21 protein-coding genes are annotated in these 26,563 nt (G+C 34.3%); 12 read left to right on the top strand and 9 right to left on the bottom strand.

Features of this window, described 5'->3' with window-relative positions:
- Nucleotides 1-45: 45 nt before the first annotated feature.
- The gene (locus TZ01_RS02195) at nt 46-5,142 is read right to left on the bottom strand and encodes an ATP-dependent helicase (protein WP_048101148.1); all 5,097 of its coding nucleotides are present in this window, start codon (nt 5,140-5,142) and stop codon (nt 46-48) included.
- Between the two features lie 174 nt (nt 5,143-5,316).
- Between TZ01_RS02195 and TZ01_RS02200 the strand changes: the two genes are divergently transcribed.
- The 7 genes from TZ01_RS02200 to TZ01_RS02230 all read left to right on the top strand — a co-directional run bounded on the left by TZ01_RS02200 (nt 5,317) and on the right by TZ01_RS02230 (nt 13,147).
- Nucleotides 5,317-7,086, top strand: coding sequence for a chloride channel protein (locus tag TZ01_RS02200; protein ID WP_048101149.1), 1,770 nt, complete (start codon nt 5,317-5,319; stop codon nt 7,084-7,086).
- A gap of 32 nt (nt 7,087-7,118) precedes the next feature.
- Complete coding sequence (locus TZ01_RS02205) at nt 7,119-7,775, top strand: stage II sporulation protein M (protein WP_048101150.1); 657 nt, start codon at nt 7,119-7,121, stop codon at nt 7,773-7,775.
- Nucleotides 7,776-7,783: 8 nt separating this feature from the next.
- On the top strand, nt 7,784-8,851 hold the full coding sequence (locus TZ01_RS02210; protein ID WP_052656686.1) for a radical SAM protein: 1,068 nt from the start codon (nt 7,784-7,786) through the stop codon (nt 8,849-8,851).
- A gap of 438 nt (nt 8,852-9,289) precedes the next feature.
- The gene (locus TZ01_RS02215) at nt 9,290-10,984 is read left to right on the top strand and encodes a succinate dehydrogenase flavoprotein subunit (protein WP_048101151.1); all 1,695 of its coding nucleotides are present in this window, start codon (nt 9,290-9,292) and stop codon (nt 10,982-10,984) included.
- A complete protein-coding gene (locus TZ01_RS02220; protein ID WP_156150280.1) occupies nt 10,980-11,930 on the top strand; it encodes a succinate dehydrogenase/fumarate reductase iron-sulfur subunit in 951 nt (316 codons plus the stop codon). The genes TZ01_RS02215 and TZ01_RS02220 overlap by 5 nt, the downstream gene beginning before the upstream one ends.
- The gene (locus tag TZ01_RS02225) at nt 11,927-12,796 is read left to right on the top strand and encodes a CoB--CoM heterodisulfide reductase iron-sulfur subunit B family protein (RefSeq protein WP_048101153.1); all 870 of its coding nucleotides are present in this window, start codon (nt 11,927-11,929) and stop codon (nt 12,794-12,796) included. The genes TZ01_RS02220 and TZ01_RS02225 overlap by 4 nt, the downstream gene beginning before the upstream one ends.
- Nucleotides 12,797-13,147: a hypothetical protein gene (locus TZ01_RS02230; RefSeq protein ID WP_048101154.1), complete on the top strand. Its 351-nt coding sequence runs from the start codon at nt 12,797-12,799 to the stop codon at nt 13,145-13,147.
- Here TZ01_RS02230 and TZ01_RS02235 read toward each other — a convergent pair.
- The 3 genes from TZ01_RS02235 to TZ01_RS02245 form a co-directional block, all read right to left on the bottom strand.
- Complete coding sequence (locus TZ01_RS02235; RefSeq protein WP_048101363.1) at nt 13,137-14,081, bottom strand: 2-oxoacid:ferredoxin oxidoreductase subunit beta; 945 nt, start codon at nt 14,079-14,081, stop codon at nt 13,137-13,139. The genes TZ01_RS02230 and TZ01_RS02235 overlap by 11 nt on opposite strands.
- 11 nt (nt 14,082-14,092) lie before the next feature.
- The gene (locus TZ01_RS02240; RefSeq protein WP_197065846.1) at nt 14,093-15,991 is read right to left on the bottom strand and encodes a 2-oxoacid:ferredoxin oxidoreductase subunit alpha; all 1,899 of its coding nucleotides are present in this window, start codon (nt 15,989-15,991) and stop codon (nt 14,093-14,095) included.
- A 121-nt stretch (nt 15,992-16,112) separates the two neighbouring features.
- Nucleotides 16,113-16,397 carry a hypothetical protein gene (locus TZ01_RS02245; protein WP_048101155.1) on the bottom strand — a complete coding sequence of 95 codons (285 nt, stop codon included), beginning with the start codon at nt 16,395-16,397 and terminating at the stop codon, nt 16,113-16,115.
- 220 nt (nt 16,398-16,617) lie between these two features.
- Between TZ01_RS02245 and TZ01_RS02250 the strand changes: the two genes are divergently transcribed.
- On the top strand, nt 16,618-17,589 hold the full coding sequence (locus TZ01_RS02250) for a Gfo/Idh/MocA family protein (RefSeq protein ID WP_048101156.1): 972 nt from the start codon (nt 16,618-16,620) through the stop codon (nt 17,587-17,589).
- An 11-nt stretch (nt 17,590-17,600) separates the two neighbouring features.
- On the opposite strand, the gene TZ01_RS02255 is transcribed toward TZ01_RS02250, so the two are convergent.
- The 4 genes from TZ01_RS02255 to TZ01_RS02270 form a co-directional block, all read right to left on the bottom strand.
- On the bottom strand, nt 17,601-18,410 hold the full coding sequence (locus TZ01_RS02255; RefSeq protein ID WP_048101157.1) for an aldose 1-epimerase: 810 nt from the start codon (nt 18,408-18,410) through the stop codon (nt 17,601-17,603).
- Between the two features lie 51 nt (nt 18,411-18,461).
- Nucleotides 18,462-19,307, bottom strand: coding sequence for a hypothetical protein (locus TZ01_RS02260; RefSeq protein ID WP_048101158.1), 846 nt, complete (start codon nt 19,305-19,307; stop codon nt 18,462-18,464).
- 26 nt (nt 19,308-19,333) lie between these two features.
- The gene (locus TZ01_RS02265; protein WP_052656688.1) at nt 19,334-21,334 is read right to left on the bottom strand and encodes a 4Fe-4S dicluster domain-containing protein; all 2,001 of its coding nucleotides are present in this window, start codon (nt 21,332-21,334) and stop codon (nt 19,334-19,336) included.
- A gap of 235 nt (nt 21,335-21,569) precedes the next feature.
- A complete protein-coding gene (locus tag TZ01_RS02270) occupies nt 21,570-22,418 on the bottom strand; it encodes a hypothetical protein (protein WP_156150281.1) in 849 nt (282 codons plus the stop codon).
- A gap of 142 nt (nt 22,419-22,560) precedes the next feature.
- On the opposite strand from TZ01_RS02270, the gene sfsA reads away from it, so the two are divergent.
- The 4 genes from sfsA to ftsY are packed head-to-tail and all read left to right on the top strand — an operon-like array spanning nt 22,561 to nt 25,849.
- On the top strand, nt 22,561-23,223 hold the full coding sequence (sfsA, locus tag TZ01_RS02275) for a DNA/RNA nuclease SfsA (protein ID WP_156150294.1): 663 nt from the start codon (nt 22,561-22,563) through the stop codon (nt 23,221-23,223).
- A gap of 33 nt (nt 23,224-23,256) precedes the next feature.
- Nucleotides 23,257-24,495, top strand: a complete 1,239-nt coding sequence (locus tag TZ01_RS02280) for a phosphoglycerate kinase (protein ID WP_048101161.1) — start codon at nt 23,257-23,259, stop codon at nt 24,493-24,495.
- Nucleotides 24,496-24,497: 2 nt separating this feature from the next.
- Nucleotides 24,498-24,896, top strand: coding sequence for a prefoldin subunit alpha (gene pfdA, locus TZ01_RS02285; RefSeq protein WP_048101162.1), 399 nt, complete (start codon nt 24,498-24,500; stop codon nt 24,894-24,896).
- The gene (ftsY, locus tag TZ01_RS02290; protein WP_048101163.1) at nt 24,896-25,849 is read left to right on the top strand and encodes a signal recognition particle-docking protein FtsY; all 954 of its coding nucleotides are present in this window, start codon (nt 24,896-24,898) and stop codon (nt 25,847-25,849) included. The genes pfdA and ftsY overlap by 1 nt, the downstream gene beginning before the upstream one ends.
- On the opposite strand, the gene TZ01_RS02295 is transcribed toward ftsY, so the two are convergent.
- Nucleotides 25,841-26,515, bottom strand: a complete 675-nt coding sequence (locus tag TZ01_RS02295; protein ID WP_048101164.1) for a helix-turn-helix domain-containing protein — start codon at nt 26,513-26,515, stop codon at nt 25,841-25,843. The genes ftsY and TZ01_RS02295 overlap by 9 nt on opposite strands.
- Between the last annotated feature and the right edge of the window lie 48 nt (nt 26,516-26,563).

Below are 26,563 nucleotides of genomic sequence, written 5' to 3' on the forward strand. Positions count from 1 at the left end.
TTTTTTCAAAATTATCATTTTAATGGATAAACAGATAAAATTATTTCATATAGATAATATATATCCTGCATTGTTGAACTCTTTTTTTATAATTCCTTTTAATGAATTATCTCCATTAAATGATTTGATTGACAGGTATTTTCCACTCTTTTTGACGGTAAAATTAGCCTTTATGGAGTTGTTATAAAATAATAAATATGAATTTACCGTTTTATATCTCGATTTTATATAGTCAGTAAAGAATAATGATATTATATCCTTCGGGGTTATTAACCTTATTACATTCATTTTTTTAATTTTGGCCATATCAATAGCAGTTGATACATATATTATCTTTTTTTCGGATGGTATTAAAACCTCGTGTATAACCCTGGCTGAAATTAAAGATTTTACTGCACTTAAATAAGCCCTGCTGATTTTTGTCTCCATAAACCTTTCATATATGGCATCATCGAAGAAGCCAATTGTTTCAATTATATATGAAAGTATATTTTCTATGGCTTCCTGCTCATTATACTCTGAATTAATTACTATATATTTTCTGTTTTTATCCCTTGCTATGGCATTAATTTTATAAAGATTTTTTATAGAATTTTTTATTACAATAGAATTTATGTTTGCCGTTTTAATTAATTCATTCTCCGACATTGATTCTGATATAAGCATCTTAAGAATTTTTTCCTCCTGAGAATTTAGATCGTTCTTCTTTGCAGACCTGTATATGCTTATAACGTTTTTTGTTGCAAGGGCATTTATTCCAAAGGGGCCATTAAAATTATACAGAAGTACAGAGTTATAATAGTTATTTAATTCAAGGCTCCTTACCCCAAAATATGATGATTCTATATCATTTCTAAATCCAAAAAGCATTTTATTTAGTACACTGTAATTTATTGGTATGTTCTGGTTCATCGATTTTTTAACTGCAAGTTCAATCAGGTCATCATTGGTTATATCCATAATTTCGAAGTTTCCGCGGTATATTACATCATTCTGTTTTTTAAACCCATATTTTTCAAAGTTATCAAAGGAAATACCATCCCCAACCTTAATTATAATTGAATTAATATTAGTTTTATTGCACGTATTTAATAAGGCCTCAATAAATTCGTCAACTTTTGGATGCTCAAAATATAAATTATCTATCCATATACCGGGGGTGCGCATTTCCATATGGAATATTGCCTCCTCGGCACCGTTGTAAATAAATCTTGCATTGTAATCGTCATTCTGTATATACTTTCCAAGGTATATGCTCACAGGATCATTAATATTTACTATTATTCCCCTGTTTTGCACATTACTGTTTTTAATAAAGCCATAATAAACGTCATTTTTGTAATAATATGGCTTTAATCCAGAATAATCTATTCTTGCAGGATTAAACCAGAAAAATCTAGAGAGTTCATAGGCTGTGGCCGGACCATATTTTTCTATTATTATATTACTGTTATTATCAACCGGATAATAAATGGTAAAAATTCCATTATTATCCATTATCTGGAATTTGAATGTAAGGGATTTTAATATCACCTTAATAATTGATTTATCCAGACCTGAGATATTTAACAGTTCCTCCTCTGTGTTATACCCCTCGGCTATGTATCTTAATATATTTTCCTCATTCTCTGTATTTTTTTCATATCTTAGATAATACAGTGCATCAACCAGCCATTTAGATATATACACATATTTATTTTTTATGGCCTTTAAATAATATACATCCTGGTTTTTAAGCATTTTGTTTAAATCCATCTGATTATAATGTTTGGTTCTAATCAAAATATCATAGACATCAAATGCAAAACCATATTTTTCAAAATATTCACTGACGTCATCAACCTCCTGTATAAAATTTATTATTCTTTTTGTCAGTATATTTTCATCGGTTTTATTGAGAATTGCATCCAGATCGTTTTTTAGTATGTACTGCTTAACAAATATTGGTGTAATGTAATCATATATAACCTCTCCAGTTTTTATTAGTTCCTCCATCGACTGTTCCAGCATGTCAGAATCCACGGGAAGCCTTATCTGAAGCTCATCCATTGATAATGGCCCAAAGGATGATAGAATAAGTTTAACAGCATCCTTTAATTCATTACCAGATGTTTTAACTTTTATATCATTTTTTATGTAAACCGAATTATGGCCTGACAACTTTTTCCTGATTAAATAGTTCTCCTCCAGCTTCATTAATGAATCCTTTAATGCATCCTCATTTATGCCGAGCTTTTTAAGTTCTGAATATGATTTAAGATTTACATTATTTAAAACCTCTTTATCTGTATTATTAAGTTCGACTTCTTTTTTAAATAATGAGTACATAATATCATAATACCCGCGGTACACCCACTGGTCAGACCTCATAAAGGCATAAACCAAAATATCCCGGTCTATAAGTTCATAGGTTATTTTTTCTATATCCATGTCAGTATAATCCAGTGGCGAATTATACCTTTTTTTAAACGGATCTATGTAAAGAAAATGCTTAATAAAATCCATATATGAATTTTCATCGATAACCCTTGGAATTTTATTTTTAAAGTAGTCCTCAGCCATCTTTGAATCCTTAATAAGAAAATCTATTCCGTTTGTACCGTAAATTTTATCGAGAAGCTTGTTCTGCAATTCCCTTAATAACTTGGATCTGTCCTCCATTAAAACTATATCTGAAACACCAGAAAGTATTAAATTATATGAAAATGGACTGCTTTCGTCACTGTAATCCCTTATTTTGTAATGCCCGGAATCTATTACATCGTTAATATATTTTTTTGCATTATTAACATCCATGAGATCATTTTTTATCTCATTAAAAGTTTCCTTTATTACAGGAAAATTATTCATGGATTCAAGAACCCTTAAAAGCCTGTCACTGCGAAGCTGCTGCCTTGCCACAGATATATCCGTTTGCTTATACTTCCTTAAAACCATTAAAGATCTTGTGGCACAGTACCTGAAACGCTGCTTAAACATTTCTGTGTTTACTATTGACCTGTCTAATAAATCCTCAAAATTGCCGGCATTAATAAGATGAATAATATCATCGATTCTCAGGCGTCTTCCTATTGTAATCATAAAACCGTTGTCGTTAACGCTTAGCCTTGTGGATATTCCATATTTATTTGATATTGCAAGCGCATATGCCCTTGATATGGCATCGTTAATACGCCTTCCAAGCGGAATATGAAATATTATATCATACAAATCCTTGTCAATATAGCCCTCAATAAATAACCTGTCGTGTGTTGGAATGTAAAATGAACCCTGGGATTTTACATATGATATAAGGCTCATGGCACCGTATTCATCAACCCGGTAGTTATCGATTAACCACTGCCGGGGATCCTCGCCAGCCTTTATTTTTTTATAAAGTGTTTCCCTAAACTTTCCTATTAGCACACCGAGATCATAGCTTCGGGGAAGCAGCTCACCTGTCCATGATGGCACTGTTGGCTTCATTCCCTTTGCCTCCCTGACTGTAATATTATTTCTTGACGTTCTTAGAAAAATATATGTTTTTGCACCCAAAACGAATATATCTCCCTTTTTTAATCTTTCCACGAATTTATCGCTTAACTGGCCTATTATTCTACCCTGTTCATTTACAACATTATAATTTGCCTCCTCTGGTATGGTTCCAACATTCATAAAATATATCATTCTGGTGCTTTTCTTCTTTCCAAATGTTTTTTGTTCCTCATCAAGCCATATTTTTGAAAATAAAGTATTTCCCTCTATTTTTCCTGCGAGATAATTTAATGTGGCAATATAATCATTATAATCCAAGGTGTGGAAAGAAAAAGAATTTTTTATTAAATTATATGCGTCATCTATATTCCATACCTTTTCGAGGGCCATGCCTATTATTCCCTGGGATAAAACATCAAGTGGATTTAATGGTATGCTTACCTTGTCAATTTCGTGATCATAGGCAGCCTTTGTCATTACGGCGCATTCCATCAGGTCATCAAGATCAAATACTATAAATCTTCCCTTTGAGAGATCCCTGACGCCATGTCCAGACCGCCCTATCCTCTGAAGTGCCCTTGAAACCGATTTTGGGCTGCCTATCTGAATAACAAGATCAATAAAACCTATGTCAATTCCAAGTTCAAGTGATGTTGATGTAATAACACATTTTAATTCGCCATTCTTAAGCTTATTTTCAACATCTATCCTTGTTTCCTTTCCAAGCGATGAATGATGTGCCTCAATATTTTCAATTCCTCTTGCCTTAAGTCTTATGGCAACATGCTCTGTTGAGCTTCTCGTGTTTGTAAAAATTAATGTGGTTTTGTGAGAATTTATTAAATCGACCATTATGTCATACATTTTTTCATTGGCAACCTCGAAGCTTACCATTGTTAGGTCCTTTACCGGAGTTATAATCTTTAAATCAAGGTACTTGTTTGTGTTTACCTCAATAATTTCACACTCCCTTTTTTTATTGCCTGCATAACCACAAAGGTATGAGGCAATTAGATCCAGTGGTGCCTGGGTTGCTGAAAGCCCTATTCTTGTGTATTCACCTGCTATATTATACAATCTTTCCAGATTTAATGATAATAGTGATCCACGTTTTGTTGCTGAAATCTCATGAATTTCATCAACTATAACGTACTGGACGTCTGCAAATTTTTCCCTAAATTTTGTTGCGGTAAGTGCCAGTGATAATGATTCCGGGGTTGTTATTAAAATATGGGGAGGTTTCCTCAGCATTTTTCCCCTCTCGCTCTGGCCAGTATCGCCAGATCTAACACCAATTCTTATATCAGGTATATTTTCTCCCTTTGATCTGGCCAGATCATAGATTTCCTTTAAAGGCTCCTTAAGATTTTTATCAATATCATTAGCCAGTGCCTTTAATGGTGAGATATATACACAGTATATTTTATCCTCAAGGGAATTATTCCTTGCATTTATAAATAGCTCATTTAAAATTGAAAGAAATCCTGTAAGTGTTTTTCCTGTTCCGGTTGGTGATGATACCAGCACATTTTTTCCATTATGTATTAGTGGTATTGCCTTTTTCTGTGGTTCACTTAAATCATCATATTTTGAATCGAACCATTCTGCTATGATATCATCAAGGAATGGTAACTGTTGTTTAACCTTAAATGGCTTCTCGTTAATCATGGTTAATAGTCTGTATGATAATTCATTACAATATATAACGGTATTGAATTGATAAAATATTTTATAATGTTAATATTGAATGTTAATCTGTTAAATTACCTGTAAAATCAATTAAATCTGTATACCAAATATTATATATACATATATAATCAACCTGTAAATTAATGTCGGGGTATAAAAACGAATTTAAAGATATCCGCTCTACCCTATTTTGAGAGGTGGCTCTTAATAGGTGGATTGATAGGCGTTGTGGCAGGATTTGGTGCAACAATATTTTATTTTGCAATAAGATTTTTTGAGAATATTTTTTTAATTCATATAATAGGCATGAATATACCCAGGCCACTTGGTGAGGGGGGTTCCTTAATATATACATTCCATGCAACACACTTCTATCTTATACCACTTATTGTTGCACTTGGTGGACTAATATCAGGAATAATAATATATACAACTGCACCGGAGGCAGAGGGTCATGGTACCGATGCCGCAATAAGGGCATTTCATTACAAGCAGGGGAAAATAAGGCATAGAATCCCATTTATTAAAACACTGGCATCTGCAATTACCATAGGATCTGGAGGCAGCGCCGGCAGGGAGGGGCCAACAGCATTAATAGCCGCAGGCATAGGATCCATGATTGCTGATTTTCTTGGTTTAAGTCCCAAGGATCGCAGAATAGCCGTTGCGGTTGGAATAGGATCAGGTATAGGAACAATATTTAAGGCACCAATAGGTGGTGCCATACTGGGTGCAGAAATACTTTACCGCCGTGATTTTGAATCAGAGGTTATATTCCCATCACTAGTGGCATCTGCAATAGGGTACTCCATTTTTGCATCAATAGTTGGATTCGAGCCAATATTTGGTTATTACCTTGAGGCGTTTAACCCACTGAGGATGCCATTTTACGCACTTCTTGGTATAATAGCCGGCTTAATGTCAATAGTATATGTCAGGACATTTTACGGTGTAAGAGATATTTTTAAAAAATGGAAGGTCCCCAATCATATTAAGCCAATGGTTGGCGGTGCTGTAACAGGCCTCATAGCACTTGCCTTTCCTGAAATTCTGGGCACAGGCTATGGGTGGGTTCAGCTTTTGGAAAGCGGCCAGTTTAATGACCTTATAACCTTTGGCCTTCCATTAATTGTTTTTTTAATTTTGCTTCCATTTGTTAAAATTATTGCCACATCATTTACTGTATCCTCAGGTGGCAGTGGGGGTGTATTTGCTCCCGGCATATTTATAGGGGCATCTCTTGGAGCCCTTATCGGTTTTCTATTTCATATGATTGTTCCTGCAATAGTAACCTCAGTGGCACCCTTTGTAATAATAGGCATGCTTTCATTCTTTGGCTCTGCGGGTAAGGCCCCATTGTCTGTAATTATAATGGTTGTTGAAATGACAGGAAGCCTTCAGCTGCTTCCCGGTGCAATGATAGCTGTAACAATTGCATATATCGTATCCGGAACAAAATACAGCATATACGAATCACAGGTTATGACAAGAAAGGATTCTCCTGCCAACATGGGAGAATACCATACACCGTTATTACTTGATATTAAGGTTTCTGATGTACCGCTTATCACAAATATATACGCAGATTTATATTACAGCATTCACAGGGCTGCAGAGATAATGAGGGAAAACAGCATGCTGGCACTTCCGGTTGTTCATAACGATCAGCTTCTTGGAAGCATTTATATGTATGATATTGAAAATAAGCTTTATGGTTATGTAAATGAATATTACCGGCCCGGAACATCATATGTAAAACTTGAAAACAGTGCAGAGAGTGCATGGGAGATAATGATGAAGAATAGAACAACATGGTGTGCAGTCACTGATAATGGAAAATTTCTGGGAATTATTACATTAAAGAACCTGCTGCAAAAATATAATGAGGATATTAATCAGATTACAAGAATTGAAAACAATTAAAGTTTTATAATAAAATTTACTTATAAAATTATATGATAAAACTAAGAAGATTATTCCTGCTGGTGTTCATTCTGGATCTTGCGGCATTTCTTTTCATTTCCTCCCTGCCAATCCATAATTCTGCATTATATAATTCATTTGCATCTGAGGATAGAAGCATTACATCCCAGGCCTTCATACCGATGTGGCTTTCAATATTTCCACATAATCTCCTAATTGCAACCATTGAATTTATACCCATAATAGGAATATTCTTCTTTGCCACATCAATATATTCAACTGCGCTGGTTGTTGCAGTTGAGGGTGTGCACGATCACACCTCAGGTCTTGTTATTGCCATTTCATTAATGATGCTTCCGCATTTCTGGCTTGAGCTCCCAGCATATTCTGTTGCATTAAGCTCCGGGATTTACCTTTTATATTATCTAATAAAAGGTTATCCATTAAAAAGCTATATAAAAATACTGTACATGTACATATTTGTGGTTATAGAACTTGCCATTGCCGGGCTTATTGAAACATCGGAAATAGTTTTATTAAGAACAAAAAATCCATACAGCTCATTTTATATGTGGATTCCAGGTGTATTTTTAATAGCATTTTTAATATACCTTTACAGGCATTTTGATAAAGATGAGTATAAAAGCAAGCATAAGGAATTAATAGATGATATATTTAACAATAGTTAGGCATAAACATGACATATATTCAGGCAGATGGTTCAATAAAAATAGCAGAAAATTCCAGAATAATGGTAATGGATAATAATTACAGAATAATGTTTTATTCATATAATGGATTTACCGTTAGAAGGAGCCTGCAGAATATATTCATTAAGAATTATATTATAAACGGAAGAAGAATGGTGGAGCGGCTTGGAATTAATGAGGCAAAAAAAATAGTCAATGAGTTTTATTCCTATGCGAGAAATTATACATATATACCGGAACATGTAAATTATGAATTTTTACAGGATGACGCAGAGAAATTAATTAAAATATATGGCAATTTTATACCAATAGTGCCACCTGACCAGTATTTATCGATTTATTTAAAGATAACATCTGGATGCCCATGGAATAAATGTACGTTCTGTGATCTTTACCAAAATGATAAATATAATGTTTTATACCTAAAAGACATAGAATCCGAGATAAATGCATTAAAGGAATATTTTGGCAGTTCCATAACGTCCAGAAGATCAATATTCCTTGGTGATGCAAATGCCATAAATATAGGGTCAGACAGGCTTTTCGAATATTTAGATTTAATTCATAGTAATTTTAATCTTGGGATTTACTCTTTTATGGATGTATTCACAACACTTAAGACCAAAAAATTTGAGGATTTTGTCAGAATGAGGGAACTTGGTATGAAAAGAGTTTATGTGGGTCTTGAAAGTGGGGACCCTGATGTACTGAACATTTTAAATAAAAAAATAGACATAAATGAATCCATAAATTTTATAAACACTGTTAAAGATGCCGGGATAAATATTGGAATTATAATTTTAATAGGCGCCGGAGGTAAAAAACATTCTCAGGGTCATATAAATAATACTGTTAATTATCTTAAAAAAATTAATTTTACACATGGTGATATGATTTATTTATCTGAACTTTCAGAAAATGAACGCTTCCTGAGTGCGCTTAAAGATAAGCCAATGACACCGCAAGAAAAATATGATGAGATGTTTAAATTTAAAAGTTTATCCAGTTTTGGAGTGCCTGTTGTTGATTATAATCTAACAGAGGCTGTGTATTAGCAATGACCTCATTATTTATAAAAATAATGAACATTATAATGTAAATTATATAAATATAATTTTATGGAGCACAACAATAATAATTATTCAAAGGTTAATATTAAGTTTCATAAGTTGTTATAAATTATAACATTTATTGAATATTCAAGCAGTTTGTTCTTGAATTTAGATTTAAAATTTGTTATATAATAATATAAATTTATAAAAGTATGATATTAACAATTATTTTATAATAAAACACCCTGCATAAAAATTTTGGTTTTTTATATTTTTCTTTCATTGTCCTAAACATTTATATTCAATACGGTTACGTTGAAACGTTTTTCTTCATAATTTTATGCTTTAAATCCTAAAATTGTTTTTTCTAAGGTTTAAAAACAAAATCTTATATTTTATGTAATTATACCATAGTATAAACTATATATAGGTGATTATTTAATGGAAAAAAAAGAATATGATGCTGTAATTCTAGGAGGCGGTTTGGCTGGCCTTATGGCGGCAAACACGGTGGCCGAACATGGGTTTACCGTTGCCGTGGTTTCTAAAGTTTTTCCGACAAGGTCTCATTCCGCAGCTGCAGAGGGTGGAATAGCTGCGTACATAAAGGGCAATTCAGACCCAAATGATGACCCTGATTTTATGTCCTATGATGAGGTTAAGGGTGGTGATTATCTTGTGGATCAAAATGCTGCAGAATTACTTTCACAGAAATCTGGGGAAATAATCAATCTTCTTGATCTATGGGGTGCACCATTCAACAGGCAGCCTGATGGCAGAATAGCCCTGAGGTATTTTGGTGGGCAGACATATCCAAGAACCAGATTTGTTGCTGATAAAACGGGAATGGCATTATTGCATACTCTCTTTGAACATGCATCTGGATTTAATAATATAGATTTTTATCCGGAGTATTATGTTTTAGATATTGTAAAAAATGGTAATAATGTAAACGGACTTGTTGCAATGCAGATGAAAAATATGGATCCAATATACCTTAAGGCAAGGGCACTTTTAATAGCCTCTGGTGGTCTTGGCATGATATATAAGCATACAACAAACAGTTATATAAATACCGGTGATGGATACGGCATTGCACTGAGGTCAGGTGTCCCGTTAAAGGACCCAGAATTCGTGCAGTTTCATCCCACTGGGCTGTATCCCTCTGATATATTAATAAGTGAGGCCGCAAGGGCCGAGGGTGGAATATTAAAGAATAATAAGGGTGAGAGGTTTATGGCCAAATATGCACCCCATAAATTTGACCTCGCACCCAGGGATATTGTATCAAGGTCTATGACCATTGAGATGCGTGAGGGCAGGGGTTTTGAGGGTGGCTATCTCGGGCTGGATTTAACACACCTTGGCAAGGAATATATTATGGACAGGTTAAGCCTTGCATATGATGCTGCAAAAACGTTTGCAGGGGTTGACGCAACCGAGGAAATGATACCTGTCAGACCTGCACAGCATTACTTTATGGGAGGTATTGACGTTGATATAACAGGGGCAAATTCAGACCTCAATGGACTTTTTGCTGCAGGCGAGGCTGCATGTGTATCTGTTCACGGTGCAAACAGGCTTGGTTCCAACTCACTTCTTGAAACTCTTGTATATGGCAGGGAAACAGGCAATACAATGGTTGAATTCCTGAAGAATCATAAAAATGTCGAGGCATCAGATGGTACAGATAAAATACTTGATAATGCATATAAATACATTAAGAGGGAAAATGGAGAGCATTTTGGCACGCTCCTGAACGAGCTTAGGGACATTATGTGGGAAAACGTTGGCATATTCAGGGATAAAAATAAGCTTGAGGATGCTGTGAGGAGCATTAAAAAATTAAAGGAAAGGTCATTGAATATGTACGTAACTGATAAAACAACAAATTACAATACAGAGGTCTTCAATGCACTTGAAACAAGAAATATGATAGATGTATCTCTGGCCATAGCGTCTGCAGCTCTTAACAGGACAGAAACCCGGGGTGCACATTTCAGGGATGATTTCCCAGAAAGGGATGATACGAACTGGATGAAGCACACATTGGCATATCTTGCAGATAATGATATAGAAATAAAGTATAAGCCGGTTATAGTAACCAAATGGAAACCGGAACCGAGGGTGTATTGATATGGTGGAGGAAAAGGAAATAACCGTAAATATTAAAAAATACGACGGTAAAAATGATCCTTACTGGAAGACATACAAGGTAAGGGCCGATAGATATACACAGATGACTGAGGTGTTGAGGCGTATAAAAACTGAGCAGGATCCTGCACTTGCATACAGGGCCTCGTGCCATATGGCAGTGTGTGGGAGCTGTGCCATGAAGATTAATGGTTTTCCAAGACTTGCATGCAGAACCATGGCATTTGATGTGATGGACGAAAATAATGAAATTAATCTTGAGGCAATGGATTATTATAAAGGTATTAGGGATTTAATACCGGACATTGACACATTTTATGATAGAATGTATAAGGTAATGCCAAGACTTTATGCAGATGAATCTGTAATAGCAGGTGAAAATGAGCAGAGGATGACCCCCTCAGAGCAGAAAGAGGTGTGGAAGTTCCAGGAATGCATATGGTGCGGCCTGTGTGTTTCCGCCTGTCCCTCCGTAAGAATGGATGAAAAATTTCTGGGACCTGCCGCACATGCAAAGGGTTACAGGTTTATTGCTGATGGCAGGGATACAAAGACGGAGGAGAGGATAAATATACTTATGGACAGTGCATGGAGGTGCACATCATGCTATATGTGCTATGAGGTGTGCCCACAGGACGTGCAGCCCGTAATTGCAATTAAAAAAACAAAATCATACCTCAATGAATATAAGGGCAATACAGAGGTTACAGAGATGGCGAGAAAGCATGATGACACAGTATTTGATCTTATTAACAATACGGGAAAAATAAAGGAATCAACATTATACCTAAAAACTTTTGGTTTTGGAGAGGCAATTAAGGATATAAATTATATGAGAAAGGAGGGAAAATTAAAATACGCACTTGCAAAGGATAATGATGTAAAAAATATAGATGAAATAAAAAAGATAATGGGTGATAAAAAATGAAGGTGGCATACTATCCGGGATGTGCATCCCATGGAATAGCAAAGGATGTTGATATTGCAACCCAGCTTATTGCAAAGGATTTAAACCTTGAGCTAGTTGAGGTGGAGGACTGGAACTGCTGTGGTGGAGGGTTTATGGATGATAAAAGTGAGGAAATACATACCGCACTTAATCTCAGGAATCTTAACAAGGTAAAAAATATGGGATATGATAAAATGGCAACACCATGCAGTGTATGCCTTAACAGCCACAGAATAGCAGCTGATAAGTATGAAAAGGATCCAGAATTAAGGGAAAATGTTGATGAACGCCTTGGCCGGGCCAACATAAAATATGAAGGTGGGGTGGATTCCGAACATTTTATATGGGTTCTTATTCAGGATGTTGGCATAGATAACATAAAAAGCCATGTAAAGAAACCGCTCACGGGCATTAAGGTTGGAACATACTACGGATGCCAGCTTCTGAGACCCAGCAGTGTGATGGGTTTTGAGCCGGCACACAACCCGCACAGTGTAATGGATCTTGTTGCCGCAACAGGAGCAACACCTGTGGCATTTCCAATGAAGGCTGCATGCTGTGGATTTCCACTCATGGGAAGCAATCCAGATGTTGGATTAAAAATGGCAAATAATATATTCACAAATGCAAAGGGTAACGGAGCTGAAATGCTGGTACACCCCTGCTCACTGTGCCATCTGCAGCTTGATGCCACGCAGCTTAAAATAATGGACAGATTCAATCAGAAATGGACAATGCCAACACTGTATATAACACAGCTTATAGGCCTTTCATTTGGGTACACGCCAGAACAGCTGGGTCTTGGCAAAATAGCCACAAATTACCTGAGGTCGAGGGGATTTTAAATGGATGATCTAAAAAATCTCATGAAGGGTGTTGAGGTAACAGATGTTAAGGACGTTTCAAGAAAACCAGGAGAAAAGCCATTTGCCACCGAAATATTTTATAAAAAAGGAGACCTATTTAATGGAAAGCTGCATGTAAGAAAATCCGACGGCAAAATGTATTTATCTATAATATCCAAAATACCATTTAACTGGAAAAACCTCGTTGGCAATATGAAGTTTGCAGGTCAGGTGGTTGACTCTGCCGGCGGTCTTTTATGGCTTAAGGAAACAGAAAATACATTAAACATTGATCTTGAGTATATAGAAAAATATTTAAATGAATTAAAGGAGAAGAAGGTTAGTCAATAACCTTCTCGTTAAATGTTTTAAATGGATCAACCAGTGTATAGCCATTTTTATCGCATATGTCCTGATTTGCAGGTGGATATTTGAAATAATCCGGAACTATTGATGTTAGCCTCTCCGTGAATGGCGGTATTATATTATTCTTATATAATATTCCTATTGGTATTTTATCTCCCCATGTCATTGCAGTTTCATAGGCCCTGCTGAATTTTTCCTCATCCTCCTCAGCGGAATTAACCTCTGGGTCCCACGACTTATCATTTTCAAGCTTGTAAACCCTCTTCCTGTACCAGTCAAGTGTGTTAACATCATTGTATGTTGGGCATGGCTGCAGTACCTCTATCATCGATGAACCCTTATGGTTAAGGGCCTTTATTATTATATCTGAAAGCTGGGCTATTTCAGATGAGAAGGCACGTGCCACAAAGGTATATCCAGATGCCAGTGCAAGCGCGGAAGGATTTATTTTACCAAGTATGCTTGGCCTTGGTATGCTCTTTACCTTTTCTCCAAGAGGCATGGTTGGTGCGGCCTGGCCCTTTGTTAGACCGTAAACAGCATTGTTGTACAGGAGCACAACTATTCCTGAGTTTCTTCTCCCCTCGGCAACGAAATGGCCTGCCCCTATTCCAAGCATATCACCATCACCGCCCATTACCAGTACATTAAGATCTGGATTTGCAAGCTTAACGCCAACTGCATACGGTATCGCCCTTCCATGCAGTGTGTGGGCACCTGCTATATTAAGATAATGCGGTGTTTTTCCGGAACATCCTATACCGGATATGGCAACAACCTTTGTTGGATCCATATCCATTTTGCTAAGTGCCTGTGTTACTGCGGTAACTATTGCGAAATCACCGCATCCCGGGCACCAGTCTATCGTTACATTATTCCTAAAATTATAACTTCCCTTATTATATACTGTTTTCTGCATTTTTACCACCTTTATGATCCGTTTTTCAGGATCTCCATTTTTGATTTTCCATCAATTATATTCTTTGTGGCAGTTAATACCTCATCTATGGTCATGTGCCTGCCATTATACTTTAAAATATAATTATCTATTTTTATACCGGTATTTAACCTTATTGCCTTTGCCGCCTGTGCTGTCATGTTGCTCTCAACATCTATAACAGTTTTTGATTTACCCAGTATGCTCTCAACAAATTCTGATGGGAACGGCTCAAACATTTTTAAGTAAAGCATGTTTGCATTAATATTCTCCTTCTTTAATTCATCTATTAAATCCATAATCAATGTTTTCTGGCTCCCCCATGTAACAAAAGTTAAATCTGCTTCCTTATTACCGTAGAGCACTGCCTTATCCTCCAATGGTATTTCCATTGCAGCAGTCTCAAGCTTTTTCATCCTCTTCTCCATCATTTTATCCCTGATCTCAGGATCCTCTGTAACATGGCCAAGTTCATCATGTTCATCGCCGGTCATCCAGAAAACATCCCTGCCAAATATACCGTATGGTGATACACCATTACTGGTATTAAGAGAGTACCTTTTATAGTTATTTTCATCATTATTATACTCTGGAATCTCAATTTTTACCTTTTTAACATCTATTTCAGGAACAAGATCCATGGTATTTGCGAGGGTTTTATCAATTAAATGTATTACTGGTAACTGGTATTTCTGGGCATAATTTAATGCCTTCATTGCATCATATATGCATTCCTCCATATCTCCTGATGATAACACTATTTTCGGAAATTCTCCATGGCCGGTGTTGAGGGCAAAATCCAGATCTGCCTGACCATTTCTTGTTGGGAGGCCTGTTGATGGGCCACCACGCTGATAAAATGTTATAACCACTGGAATTTCTGTCATGCCAGCAAATGATATACCCTCTGCCATTAGGGAGAATCCAGGGCCCGAGGTTGCAGTGGCACTTCTTGCACCGGTGAGTGCCGCGCCATTTGCCATATTTACAGCGGCAAGCTCATCCTCGGTCTGGACAACAACAAGGCCTCCCTTTCTAAGATTTTCAGCCTCCTCTGATAAATACTCTATTTCCTCATGGTTTTCCAGCAGATTGCTTTCATCACTTGCAGGTGTGATTGGATAGTATGTCTGGAATCTTAAACCTCCCATGAGCTTACCTATTGCAACAGAATCATTACCATTTAACAGCATCCGTGGTTTTGCCTCATACGTTTCTAAATTGGCAATATTCTCTCCCAGTTTATCCACAAAGTCATATGCAGCATTTAAAATTTTCACATTGGGTTCTATAACTGCAGGCTTTTTCCTGAATGCGTATTTTATTCCGGCGATTGCATGATCCATGTCAAGGCCAAGAAGTGCAAGGGTGACACCTGCACCAAGTGTATTATAATACCTTGTGGATGGCCCTTCCGGAACATTTTCATTTATTACCTTATCAAATGGTATTGAAATGGTTTTTATTCCATGCGAATGATAATATTCGAGAACCCCAGCAGCATTTAACGGAAGATTATTTTTTGATAATTCCTCCTTTATTCTTGCAAGGGTATCTGGTAAAATCATTCTTGCCTGTGATAAATCAAATTTTTCAAATGCTGAATCATATATAACCTTAGAGTTTTTTGAAACATCATGCATATGCTCAAACAATGTATCAGGGTCTAGGGCCACCATGATATCAACCGGGTATTTTAATGATCCGGGCCGCCTTCTCATAATTCTCAAATGAATATAACTGTGCCTTCCCTTTATATTTGAGTGATATTCCCTAACACCAAAAATATAATATCCTGCCAGGGAAAATGCCATATTAATCATATTTGCTGAGCTGTCTATACCCCCTCCCTGGGGACCGCCAACAAGCAGATTTATATCTATTTCGTGCATGCTTATCCCTTAATAAAGGGATTATACACTTAAAAAGATTTCCATCGAATTATAAGTATGAAATTATATATATCATTAAAAGTTGATTGCTATGCGTAATTTTAAAAAATATACTATTTTTTTATATATATTTCATCCATTCCATGACAGGATCATCATCAAGTATTTCGGTTTCTGTTTTTCCCCTGCTGCTAATAGTAACAAATTTATAGAAAACAACATTACCATCTTCAATATTCCCATACATAATATGTTCAACCTGAACTCCGTCAGGAAAGTGCATTGAGGCTTCAGGTGTATTCGGAATAAAATGCAGTTCAACGCTGTTTCCATTTATATATATCCTGAATGATGGGTTTTCCATGACATAATTTTTTAGCTTTTCTATTTCGATTTGTGGCTGCATGAATACACATTTTAAAATTTTATATAAATATTTTAATTGGGCATTAATTATAATGCAATTAATATCAGTAATAATATAATTACAGGTTATTCTGTGGAAGGCCGGTGAATTATGATTTGAATGAATTTCTGGTGTATTTCAAATGGTAAGTCTCATTGTGCTGGCATGAGATATTTCAATGTATAAAAAAATTAATAATCTTTATTATAATTTTATAATTATGAAAATACTTGTGGTGGGCGTAAAGGGATTCGGAAAAATGCATCTATCCGCTCTTAATAGGTTGAATAATCTTGAAATTGATATAGTTGAAAGGGATAATGATGTTATAAATTTTGTAAAATCCAAATATAATATAAATAATGTTTATTCAAATTATGATTCTGCATTGAAAAATAAATATGATATAATAGATTTAATTATTCCACATAACCTTCATCTTGAATTCGGTATCAAGGCATTAAAAACCGGTGCAAATCTTCTAATGGAGAAACCAATATCAACAAATCCATCTGATGGTCTTAAAATCATAAGGGAGGCAAAAAAGAATGGGACTAAATTTATGGTACTAGACCAGTATTTTTTCGATCCTTCAGTTGTTGAGGCAAAAAACATAATAAAAAGCGGAAAACTCGGCAGGATTCACAGCATAATAGTTAGGGACCAGAGATTTTATTCTAAAACCGGCTGGAGGCAGCAGCCAGAATATATAGGTGGTGGATCATTGATAGATGGTGGAATACATTATATTAATACAATGCTTGAATTTGGTGGTAATTATAACAATATAATAGGAAAAAGTATGCATGGGGGATCAAGCCTGAATGGTGAGGATACAACATCTGCGCTATTTCTATTCTCTTCAGGTGCCATGGGATTACTGTATTATTCATGGGCATACATGGAATCACCACAGGTACCTGCATTTGAGGTAATTGGATCTGAGGGATCACTTTATGAGGATCCAAAATCAAGAACAGACTGGGATATAGATACAAAAATAAGGACAGTTTACGGAGATTTATACCTCAATGGCAGAAAAATGAATATTAAAAAATATGATGTTTATACAAGGGAAATAAGTGAATTTATAGACGCTGTAAAGAATAATGAGGAGGTACCATTTAAACCTGAAATGGAATTAAGGGATTTAATTGCCGTCAAAAGAATATACAATAATATGATATCATAAATTTAATAAAATTATTTCAATAATTCTATTTCATATCCGCATTCAAAAATTTCATCCTTTTTAAGATTTATTAATCCAATTTTATTATGGTAAACATCTGGAGCGCCCGTCATTGGTTCTATGGCAATAGATTTTCCTGATGCATACCTTCCATTGTATAAAACAATGTAATCCATATTTTTTCTATGAATTCTAATCTCATGGTCATCATAAATTAACTTTATATCACCATGTAACTTAAAGGCATTATCCAGACTGTAAGATGATAAATCGTGATCATTAAGATCAAAATCCGTGTATGTCCCATCAGGAAAGTATGTATCCATGTAATTCATCATTTTTAATTTTCCATTATAATTTAAAGTGTACCTGCCAGAAACCAAAAAATAGGGATGAAAGCCAACCTCAACAGGTATCTGAAGGTCAAGGGATTTTACATAAAAATTTGTTATGAATTTATTCTGTGATATTACATAATTTATTTTTATTTGAGCCCTCCCGGGGTAACCCGGATGCTGAAATATTCCTGAAAAGGTTATTTCATTTTTATTATCTCCCTCATATTCAAAATTGAAATCTCTTATCAATCCATGAATGCTATTATTGCCATCGTTTTTAGGCAATTTATACAATTGATTTTTATATTCATATTTCCCATCCCTTATTCTGTTTCCAAATGGAAATAATACTGCAGAACCTCCATGGGTATCAATATTATCTGTGGATGGCATTAATATTGGTGTGCCATTTAAATACAAATCATGAAGATAGGCACCAGAATTGTTTAATGCTGCATAACTATTATTGTATGATATTTTCATGAATAAATTATATTTCGATAATATTAAAAATTTTGTTTAATAAAATTATATTCAATCGAAGTATCCTAGAACTATTTGAAAGTATAAAAACATGGAAATAACCATGCTCACAGCAAGCAATAACCATGAGAGCCCAAAAGGTTCTGTAATAATGAACGGTTCTATTATTCCGGCAACGGATATTGATATTAAAATTATTGTATATTTAATCATTTTATGGGCATTTAAATTTAGGGATTGCCTGTGCTTATATACATAACTTACAAGAAGGTAAAGCACAGCAAACATGATAATTGAATAAGCAATTAATAACGGTATTTCAAGATAACCATTAAACATTGCAGGGTCTGCAACCTGCATTAAAAGTAAGAGGGACCCTATTAATCTTTTTATGCCGGATAAATTATAAAAAACAAAGAAAATCATCTCAGAAACCATTGGTATCAGGAAAAGTATGTAAGTAACAGATGCCCCAAAATATGAGAAATAGTCTATAATTCCAGAAAAAATAAACTCTCCATTAATTGCCAGGGATTTTAAAAAAATCGCCATTGAAACCTCTGACCATGTAATCAGTGTTGTTGTATTTACAATTGTTTTTTTAGAAAAATTAACAGATTTTGACCTTGCTATTTTTATAAATGCATACAGAAGAACAATAGTGGATGGATCCATTACAATGTTTACCGCAATAATAACACTAAGAAACGACCTGCTGCTAATATCATAATAAAATAGGGCATCCAGCATGCTGGCCATCATTACCAAAAATATTAATGAAATTACATACGCGGTTACCGTAAATTCTGATGATTTTTTGGTAATATAATCAACTATCCATATAATAAGCGGTGTCATTATTATTTCGGTTAAAATAATATAAATTAAATTATACATAAATCACCGTATATCTTAAAGATATTTTAAATTAGTTTATCCTTTTTAGAACCAGAGGTATCTTTCTTTTTTTCACCGCCAAGCCTTTCCCTTAAATAATTTCTAACATCGTATACAAATATATTATCATGTGGGCATGCCTCTATGCAGTCGCCTATTCCTACACACCTTGAATCCTTGTACGCACCAGTTTTTATAAAACTGCCGGGCATGGAGGAATTTCCAACAGGGCATGCTGTTGCACAATCCCTTGTTTTACATGTAAGGCAGGTATCTGAATCCCTGACCTTTAACTTAAAAAATCCGAATCTGGAAACAAACCTGTTAAAGTTACCCCAGTGACAGTATCCTGTGTTTATGCACGCATAGGATCCAAGAAGGGGCATGGTTATAAAAACTATATACCAGACAACACCGAAATAAAACAGGTAAAGCATGTATTCCGGATCCGTACCATAGAAATAAAATGATGTTATGTGTATTGAATCCAGAAATGATAAAACCGCTGTAATTCCAATTGAGGCATAAACAATCAAGGAAACAGTTTTATAAAGTCTCTGGCCCGATTTATTATTTAGTGTAATTGCCCTGCTTGTTTTTGTCTGCCTGTTGAATTTTTTCATTGAATCATAAAATGTACCCTGATACATAACAGGTGCGGAACAAAATACCGAACATAGCTGTCTTGACCCAAACAATAATGATAATATGCCACTTATAACATATGTTAAAACCATTGGTATGATTAATAATGGAGCAACTGGACCACCAGAACCTATTCCCATGGTCCAACCAATAAATGGAATCATTGAATTGTTTGGAATTAAAAATGATGGAACAATTACAGTGTAAAGTGCATAGGCAAGAAGCATCAGAATTAACCTGATTTTATTTTCAATCTGTTTTGTTGTCCTTATTTTAAATACCACAAGTGACCCCATTTCTATTCCCATCATTATTAAAAACCATGGAGAAAGTGCAACATCAGCGAAAAAGACGATAAAATCATAAAGTGAGGCACTGATAATGTTTATGATGCTTCCGCCTATTGAGGCAAGTCCCATTGAGATTAGATACGTGCCGGCACCATAGTACTGGGCATCAAATGTTAATCCCATGAAAAATTCTGATGTAAAAACCATGGTCATATACAAAACTGACCATCTTCTGGCTGTAATCCAGAAAAATTGTTTATCGTCAAAATTGTATCTTAAAAGACCATTAAGATAAACAATCATATCAATAATCATTGAGGCTGAAATCAGGTAAACGTTTTTACTGTACTGCCATATAAATACCCCCGCCATCATTAATGTATATGCTGCCAAAAGCTGTAGAATGTATTTTCCCTCTGTTTTATGAAGGGATTGCTTTCTATAAAGATATTCAAAAATGTAAATAAAAAAGCCGGTCATTATGGCACCGGAAAGATAAACTGCAACCCCGGCATATAAAGAATTATTTATCGCAGTTGGCATTAATAGCATTACCAGAGACTGCATTGCAAAAATAATAAATACTAATTTTTTCAGAGAATTTTTTAAAATTAAAGACGTTATGAGCATCTCAAATGCCATTGGGAATACAAACCAGTACGTTGATACGGCCTGAAATACTGCATTTAAAGGTTGTAAAAATAAAAAATGCAGGTAACTGTTAGCAGTAATCAGATTAAAATCTATACTCATAATTAATTCATCAAATATAACAAAAAATATTGTATAATAAAATAAAAACGATTTTTTTACAGAACCTGAATTCTGCATAAGATCTGATAAAAATTTAAATAAAAATGGAAGCACCTCCAGCATCATTATTATTACTGAAAACTCAATTGTCTTTAACAGCGATAATATAAATATAAAATAAAATACTGGAGCAATGAGCATGCTGTTCATCATACCCAGAATTAAATAAACAAAAAATTTATTCATGATGTTATCTGCCCTTCTGGATAGGTTGATTGCATAGGCCATTGCCACAGCCATAAGGCCTGTAATTAACCATAATAAATATATTGGATTCATAAAGACTATTAAAGCATTGAATAAAAACTAATAATGATAATTATAGTAAATGTTCTATAAGAAATAAGGATGAATATTAAAGAATAAAGAGTCTTTTAATATTTGATAATTTAATTTTTCTAAAATATACAAGGAGGTATAAACACTTCAAAGAACTAATTTTGTATACAAAATAAAATTAAAAACCTTATTGACAGCTTTTGTTAAATAATGTAAAGAAAAAATAAAACACAAATTATAGTAATGGATGTGCTGGAGGATTATTTGGGGGATTTGTGGGATTTATGGGAGGTAATGGTACTACTGGTTGAGGACCATTACCTATCTTAACCGGGCCTGTGGGTGATGTAACAGGTGTTGACGGCTGATTATTAACCTGATTATTTATATTGGCAAGTAAGGTACTATTTGAAAGCCCCAAATGGTATGACAAATTATTAAAGCTGGAATTTCCAAGTAAGTAAGCCTGATTAAAAAAGTTATTAAGATTAATTACAAAGGTAAAATTAGTTAAATTCACTGTTGCATTTGTTAGATTTACACTAACAAGAATGCTATATGATGCTGTACCATTATTAAAGGTGGAGTTTAAAAGAACCGAGGCAATCAGACTTGCATGATTAATAGTTGCATTTCTTATATAAGAATTTACAGCACTGGCATCTATAATGCTAACATTGTATATGGTTACATTATTAAGTGAAACATCTATTAACGTTGCATTATAAATTACTGTATTGTTAATACCATCATTCATAATTGTAACATTATTTAACCTTGAGTTATTTATATATGAATACTTTATCATTGCATTGCTAACATATGTATTATTTAAGGATGCATTTGTTATATATGCATGGTTTATTTTTGAGGAATTTATAGAATAGTTTTTTATATATGCATGGCTAACCGTACCATTTTGAATTGTACCGTTAATGAGATAACCATTATTGGACCCCACTGCCTTTTCGTTTATATAATTTGAATTATTATTTACAGCTGGATTAAATGCCATTTCCACAAATATGGCTGCTATTATTATCGCAATGATTGCAATAATTAATTTCCTGGTTCTATTAATCATATCAATTATATATATCACAAGTTTGTATATAAATTTGCTTATTTATATATGTATAAAATAAAATAATTAAAATGCTTTTAATTATTGTCATATTATGGATGGCACAGGCCCATTTATCGGCATTCATGAAAATACTTTCATTATGAGTTTTGAGAAGATTTATAAAGCAATATTTGTAAAAAGAATAAATAGATTTCTAATGGAATTAAATATGAATAATACTAATATTCTTGCCCACCTGCATGATCCAGGAAGGCTTGAGGAGTTATTATATCCCGGAAATGAAATTTTTATCCGTGAGGCCCACGGGAAAAAAACAGATTACTCGGTAACTTTTATAAAAAATGGTGATGTATACACATTTAATGATTCAAGATTCCATAATAAAATCGCATCCAATTTTATAAGGCCGGGATACATTTCAGAGGTTGTTGTTGGAAATCGCCGTATTGACTTTAAATATAATAATGCATACATAGAGGTTAAATCATGCACCCTTGTGAATTATGGTGTTGCAATGTTTCCTGATGCGGTAAGTGAGAGGGCATCACATCATCTGGATTTACTAATAAATCTTATTAATAAAGGATATGATGCATATGTTTTATTTTTGATATTTAATAACAATGCCAAATCCTTCGCACCAAATTTTGATCGTGATATAAAATTCTCGAATAAATTTATCGATGCTTTAAAGAGTGGGGTAAAAATGAGATTTTTGGTTTTTGATACAGATCTTAAAAACATATATTATAAAAAAGAAATCTATCTGGATAATAGCTTCATAAATAGGTTTATTAAATAAAAAAATTTTATTACAACATGGGAATTACGATTCATGAATAATTACCCATTCTTTACCATGGACGACTTTGATTTTGATAATAAATGCGTGTACCTAAGGATTGATATTAATTCACCCATAAACCCAATTACGCAGGAAATTATGGACGATTCACGGCTCAACTCATATTCTGAAACGATAAATGAATTATCAGATTCAAAACTCGTCATAACCGCACACCAGGGAAGACCCGGGGATGATGATTTTACCTCATTAAAATATCATAGCAGGTATCTATCAAAATTAATGGGCAGGGAAATACTTTTCATAGACTCACTCTTTGGAAGCTCTGTTGATTATGCAGTTTCAAGAATGAAGAAGGGCGATATAATAATGCTTGAAAATACAAGATTTTACAGTGAGGAGGTTTCAATAAATTTCAACAATTTTAACATAATAGAGAATACGCATATTGTAAAAAATCTTTCAAAACTCTTTGATTATTATATAATAGATGCATTTGGTGCAGTTCACAGGCCACATACAAGCCTTATAGGTTTTAAAAAATCCGGCCCAATGATTGCGGGAAGATTAATGGAAAGAGAAATATCAATGCTTGATAAGTTTAAGTATTCAAATCAAAGGCCAAAAATTGCAATTCTTGGCGGTTCAAAGGTATCAGATGCTGTTAAGGTTTCAAGGTCATTTTTTGAAAAGGGCATAGTTGATTACATTCTTTACGGTGGTGTGGCAGCCAATTTATTTTTGCTTGCATCAGGAAAAAACATAGGCAAACGGAATATTGACTTTATAAAAAATAATAACAAAAATTATTTGGAATTAATAGACATGGCTAGAAATTTAATTGAAAAATATCCTGAAAAAATAATATTACCTGATGATTTTATACTAAATCCATCTCAAAAAAATATCACATTGAAAGATAATGTACCTGATAATGAGCTTCTGGCAGATATAGGTTTTAACAGCATTGAAAAGTTTAAGGATTATATTAAAAGGGCCAAAAATATATTTATAAATGGGCCAATGGGAATGTATGAAATAAATGAATATTCCATAGGAACAAGGGAAATCCTTGATGAGATTTCAAACAGCAGTGCAATGAAAATAGTGGGTGGGGGACATACCATTAGTGCAGTAAATAGATTTGGATTTAGAAAATATATGGATTATGTATCAACAGGTGGTGGTGCATTGATAAATTATTTATCCGGTGATTCAATCCCAGTTATAGATGCATTAATAGAGAATAAAAAAATGTTTGGTGATTAAAAATGGCAGATCAGGAAAATGTTTTGGACCAGCTTGAGTATTTAAAAAATCTCATCGAAAATATAAATGGCAGGATTGAAATAATTGCAAAGACACTTCAGGAAACCTCTGAAACCGCCTCCTTACTGGAAAATAATGAGTATCAAAAGTCAGAGGATGTTAAAATATCAATAGGGTCAGGCCTCTTTGCAAGGGCAACACTAAATACAGATAAAATTCTTGTTCCTGTTGGATCAAATGTTTATATAGAAAAGGATAGGGCGGATGCACTTGAGGATTTGAAGGCAAATATAAAAAATCTAAATGATTCCTATAATAGCCTGATAGAACAGAAGGAGAAGGTTCAAAACAATTATGATGCACTTGTATATGCAATACAAAATGCAAGGGGAAGCAATTAATGTTTGACAAGTTAAAGAAAAAGTTTTCTGAAATATTTTCGAAACAGAATGATAATAATTCAGTTGTTGAAAACGATGTTTCATCAGAAAAACAGGTAAATGAAGAAAATACTGGAAAGGAAGGTAACCAGAGGGTTATTAAAAGATCTGAAATTGATAATCAAATAATGGAAATCCTGCTTGAATCAGATGTTTCCCTGGATTCCGCGGATCTGATTACTGAAAAATTAAAGGAACGTATGGGGAAATTAAAAAGAAGGGTTGACTTTTATTCGGTTGAGGATGAGTTAAAGAATGTTATTAAGGAAATAATATCTGAAAATCAAAATAGATTCGATATACTTAACCCGGGTAAAAAACCATATATAATTTTGTTTCTTGGTATAAATGGAACCGGAAAGACAACAACCATAGCAAAGCTTGCATATTACCTGAAAAATAATGGAAAAAAGGTTGTTATCTCGGCATCCGATACATTCAGGGCAGGTGCCATAGAGCAGATCTCAATACTGGGTAAGAATATAGGTGTGGAGGTAATAAAACATGATTTTAAGAGTGACCCCGCATCTGTTGCATTTGATGCCATAGAGCACGCAAGGGCAAGGCCGCTTGATTATGTTTTAATAGACTCTGCAGGTAGAATGCAGACCAATAAAAATCTCCTTGATGAAATGAAGAAGATAAAGAGGGTTTCAAAGCCGGATTTAACCCTTCTTGTGCTTGATGCAATGATCGGCCAGGACGTTATAGAACAGGCAAATACATTTGCCAGAGAAATTAACTTTGATGGTATTATACTTACAAAACTGGACACTGATGCAAAGGGTGGCGCTGTAATTAGCGTATCTACAGAAATAAAAAAACCAATATTATTCGTTGGCACAGGCCAGAATATGGATGATATTATGCCATTTGACCCTGACTGGTATATAAATAAAATTTTCTCATCTTAACAAATTCATTACCCCGGATATAGATTTATAATCCATATCAGTTTTAATTAATGGTATATTTTCTATTTCAGATAATTTAATTGCGAGCTCATCAACATTTTCCGGTTTTATATAAACCACTGCCGCCGGTTTGAGTGGGTGAGCCCTTATGGCTATCATTGGGCTTCTTCCTATTGAAACATCGGTTATAAAGATTATTCTCTGGCTTGACCACCCATAAAGTTTGGTATACTCAGCATATGAGAACTGAAGTATGGCCTTTATGCCGTCAATCATTGTATAACCCCTTATATTTCTTTTTAAATCCGCCTTTGAGCATGATTTGCCCCTTATCTTCGGAAGAATATATTCTAATGAAATATCATGGTCATAGTCCTTTATATCGAGAAGGGCATCTGATGGTATTCCGCTGTTATACCTTCTTAGTATGTGCCCACCGCGCTTTTCCTCTATGCTTATCATGGCGTTTACAATTTTTTTTATTGATGATGCACCTGGTGATTTTCTTCTGCCTGATTCATAATCGCTGATAACTGATGGGGAAACATTCATAAACCTTGATAGCTCCATCTGTGATATGTTAAATTCCTCACGCCATTTTCTTATTGTTATTCCAGGATTGTCGGAAATTGTAATCTCACCGGCAATTTTTTCAACTATATCCATGCTTATTTAATGACAAACTCAAATAAAAATATATCCATTCGATTATAA

The organism is Acidiplasma sp. MBA-1, assembly GCF_000949015.1.
GTDB lineage: Archaea > Thermoplasmatota > Thermoplasmata > Thermoplasmatales > Thermoplasmataceae > Acidiplasma > Acidiplasma aeolicum.

Coding starts and splice junctions, on each gene's coding strand:
- TZ01_RS02195 (WP_048101148.1), bottom strand. CDS start 5,142: ATGATTAACGAGAAGCCATTTAAGGTTAAACAACAGTTACCATTCCTT.
- TZ01_RS02205 (WP_048101150.1), top strand. CDS start 7,119: ATGATAAAACTAAGAAGATTATTCCTGCTGGTGTTCATTCTGGATCTT.
- TZ01_RS02210 (WP_052656686.1), top strand. CDS start 7,784: ATGACATATATTCAGGCAGATGGTTCAATAAAAATAGCAGAAAATTCC.
- TZ01_RS02215 (WP_048101151.1), top strand. CDS start 9,290: ATGGAAAAAAAAGAATATGATGCTGTAATTCTAGGAGGCGGTTTGGCT.
- TZ01_RS02225 (WP_048101153.1), top strand. CDS start 11,927: ATGAAGGTGGCATACTATCCGGGATGTGCATCCCATGGAATAGCAAAG.
- TZ01_RS02230 (WP_048101154.1), top strand. CDS start 12,797: ATGGATGATCTAAAAAATCTCATGAAGGGTGTTGAGGTAACAGATGTT.
- TZ01_RS02235 (WP_048101363.1), bottom strand. CDS start 14,081: ATGCAGAAAACAGTATATAATAAGGGAAGTTATAATTTTAGGAATAAT.
- TZ01_RS02240 (WP_197065846.1), bottom strand. CDS start 15,991: ATGCACGAAATAGATATAAATCTGCTTGTTGGCGGTCCCCAGGGAGGG.
- TZ01_RS02245 (WP_048101155.1), bottom strand. CDS start 16,397: ATGCAGCCACAAATCGAAATAGAAAAGCTAAAAAATTATGTCATGGAA.
- TZ01_RS02250 (WP_048101156.1), top strand. CDS start 16,618: ATGAAAATACTTGTGGTGGGCGTAAAGGGATTCGGAAAAATGCATCTA.
- TZ01_RS02255 (WP_048101157.1), bottom strand. CDS start 18,410: ATGAAAATATCATACAATAATAGTTATGCAGCATTAAACAATTCTGGT.
- TZ01_RS02260 (WP_048101158.1), bottom strand. CDS start 19,307: ATGTATAATTTAATTTATATTATTTTAACCGAAATAATAATGACACCG.
- TZ01_RS02265 (WP_052656688.1), bottom strand. CDS start 21,334: ATGAATCCAATATATTTATTATGGTTAATTACAGGCCTTATGGCTGTG.
- TZ01_RS02270 (WP_156150281.1), bottom strand. CDS start 22,418: ATGATTAATAGAACCAGGAAATTAATTATTGCAATCATTGCGATAATA.
- sfsA (WP_156150294.1), top strand. CDS start 22,561: ATGAGTTTTGAGAAGATTTATAAAGCAATATTTGTAAAAAGAATAAAT.
- TZ01_RS02280 (WP_048101161.1), top strand. CDS start 23,257: ATGAATAATTACCCATTCTTTACCATGGACGACTTTGATTTTGATAAT.
- pfdA (WP_048101162.1), top strand. CDS start 24,498: ATGGCAGATCAGGAAAATGTTTTGGACCAGCTTGAGTATTTAAAAAAT.
- ftsY (WP_048101163.1), top strand. CDS start 24,896: ATGTTTGACAAGTTAAAGAAAAAGTTTTCTGAAATATTTTCGAAACAG.
- TZ01_RS02295 (WP_048101164.1), bottom strand. CDS start 26,515: ATGGATATAGTTGAAAAAATTGCCGGTGAGATTACAATTTCCGACAAT.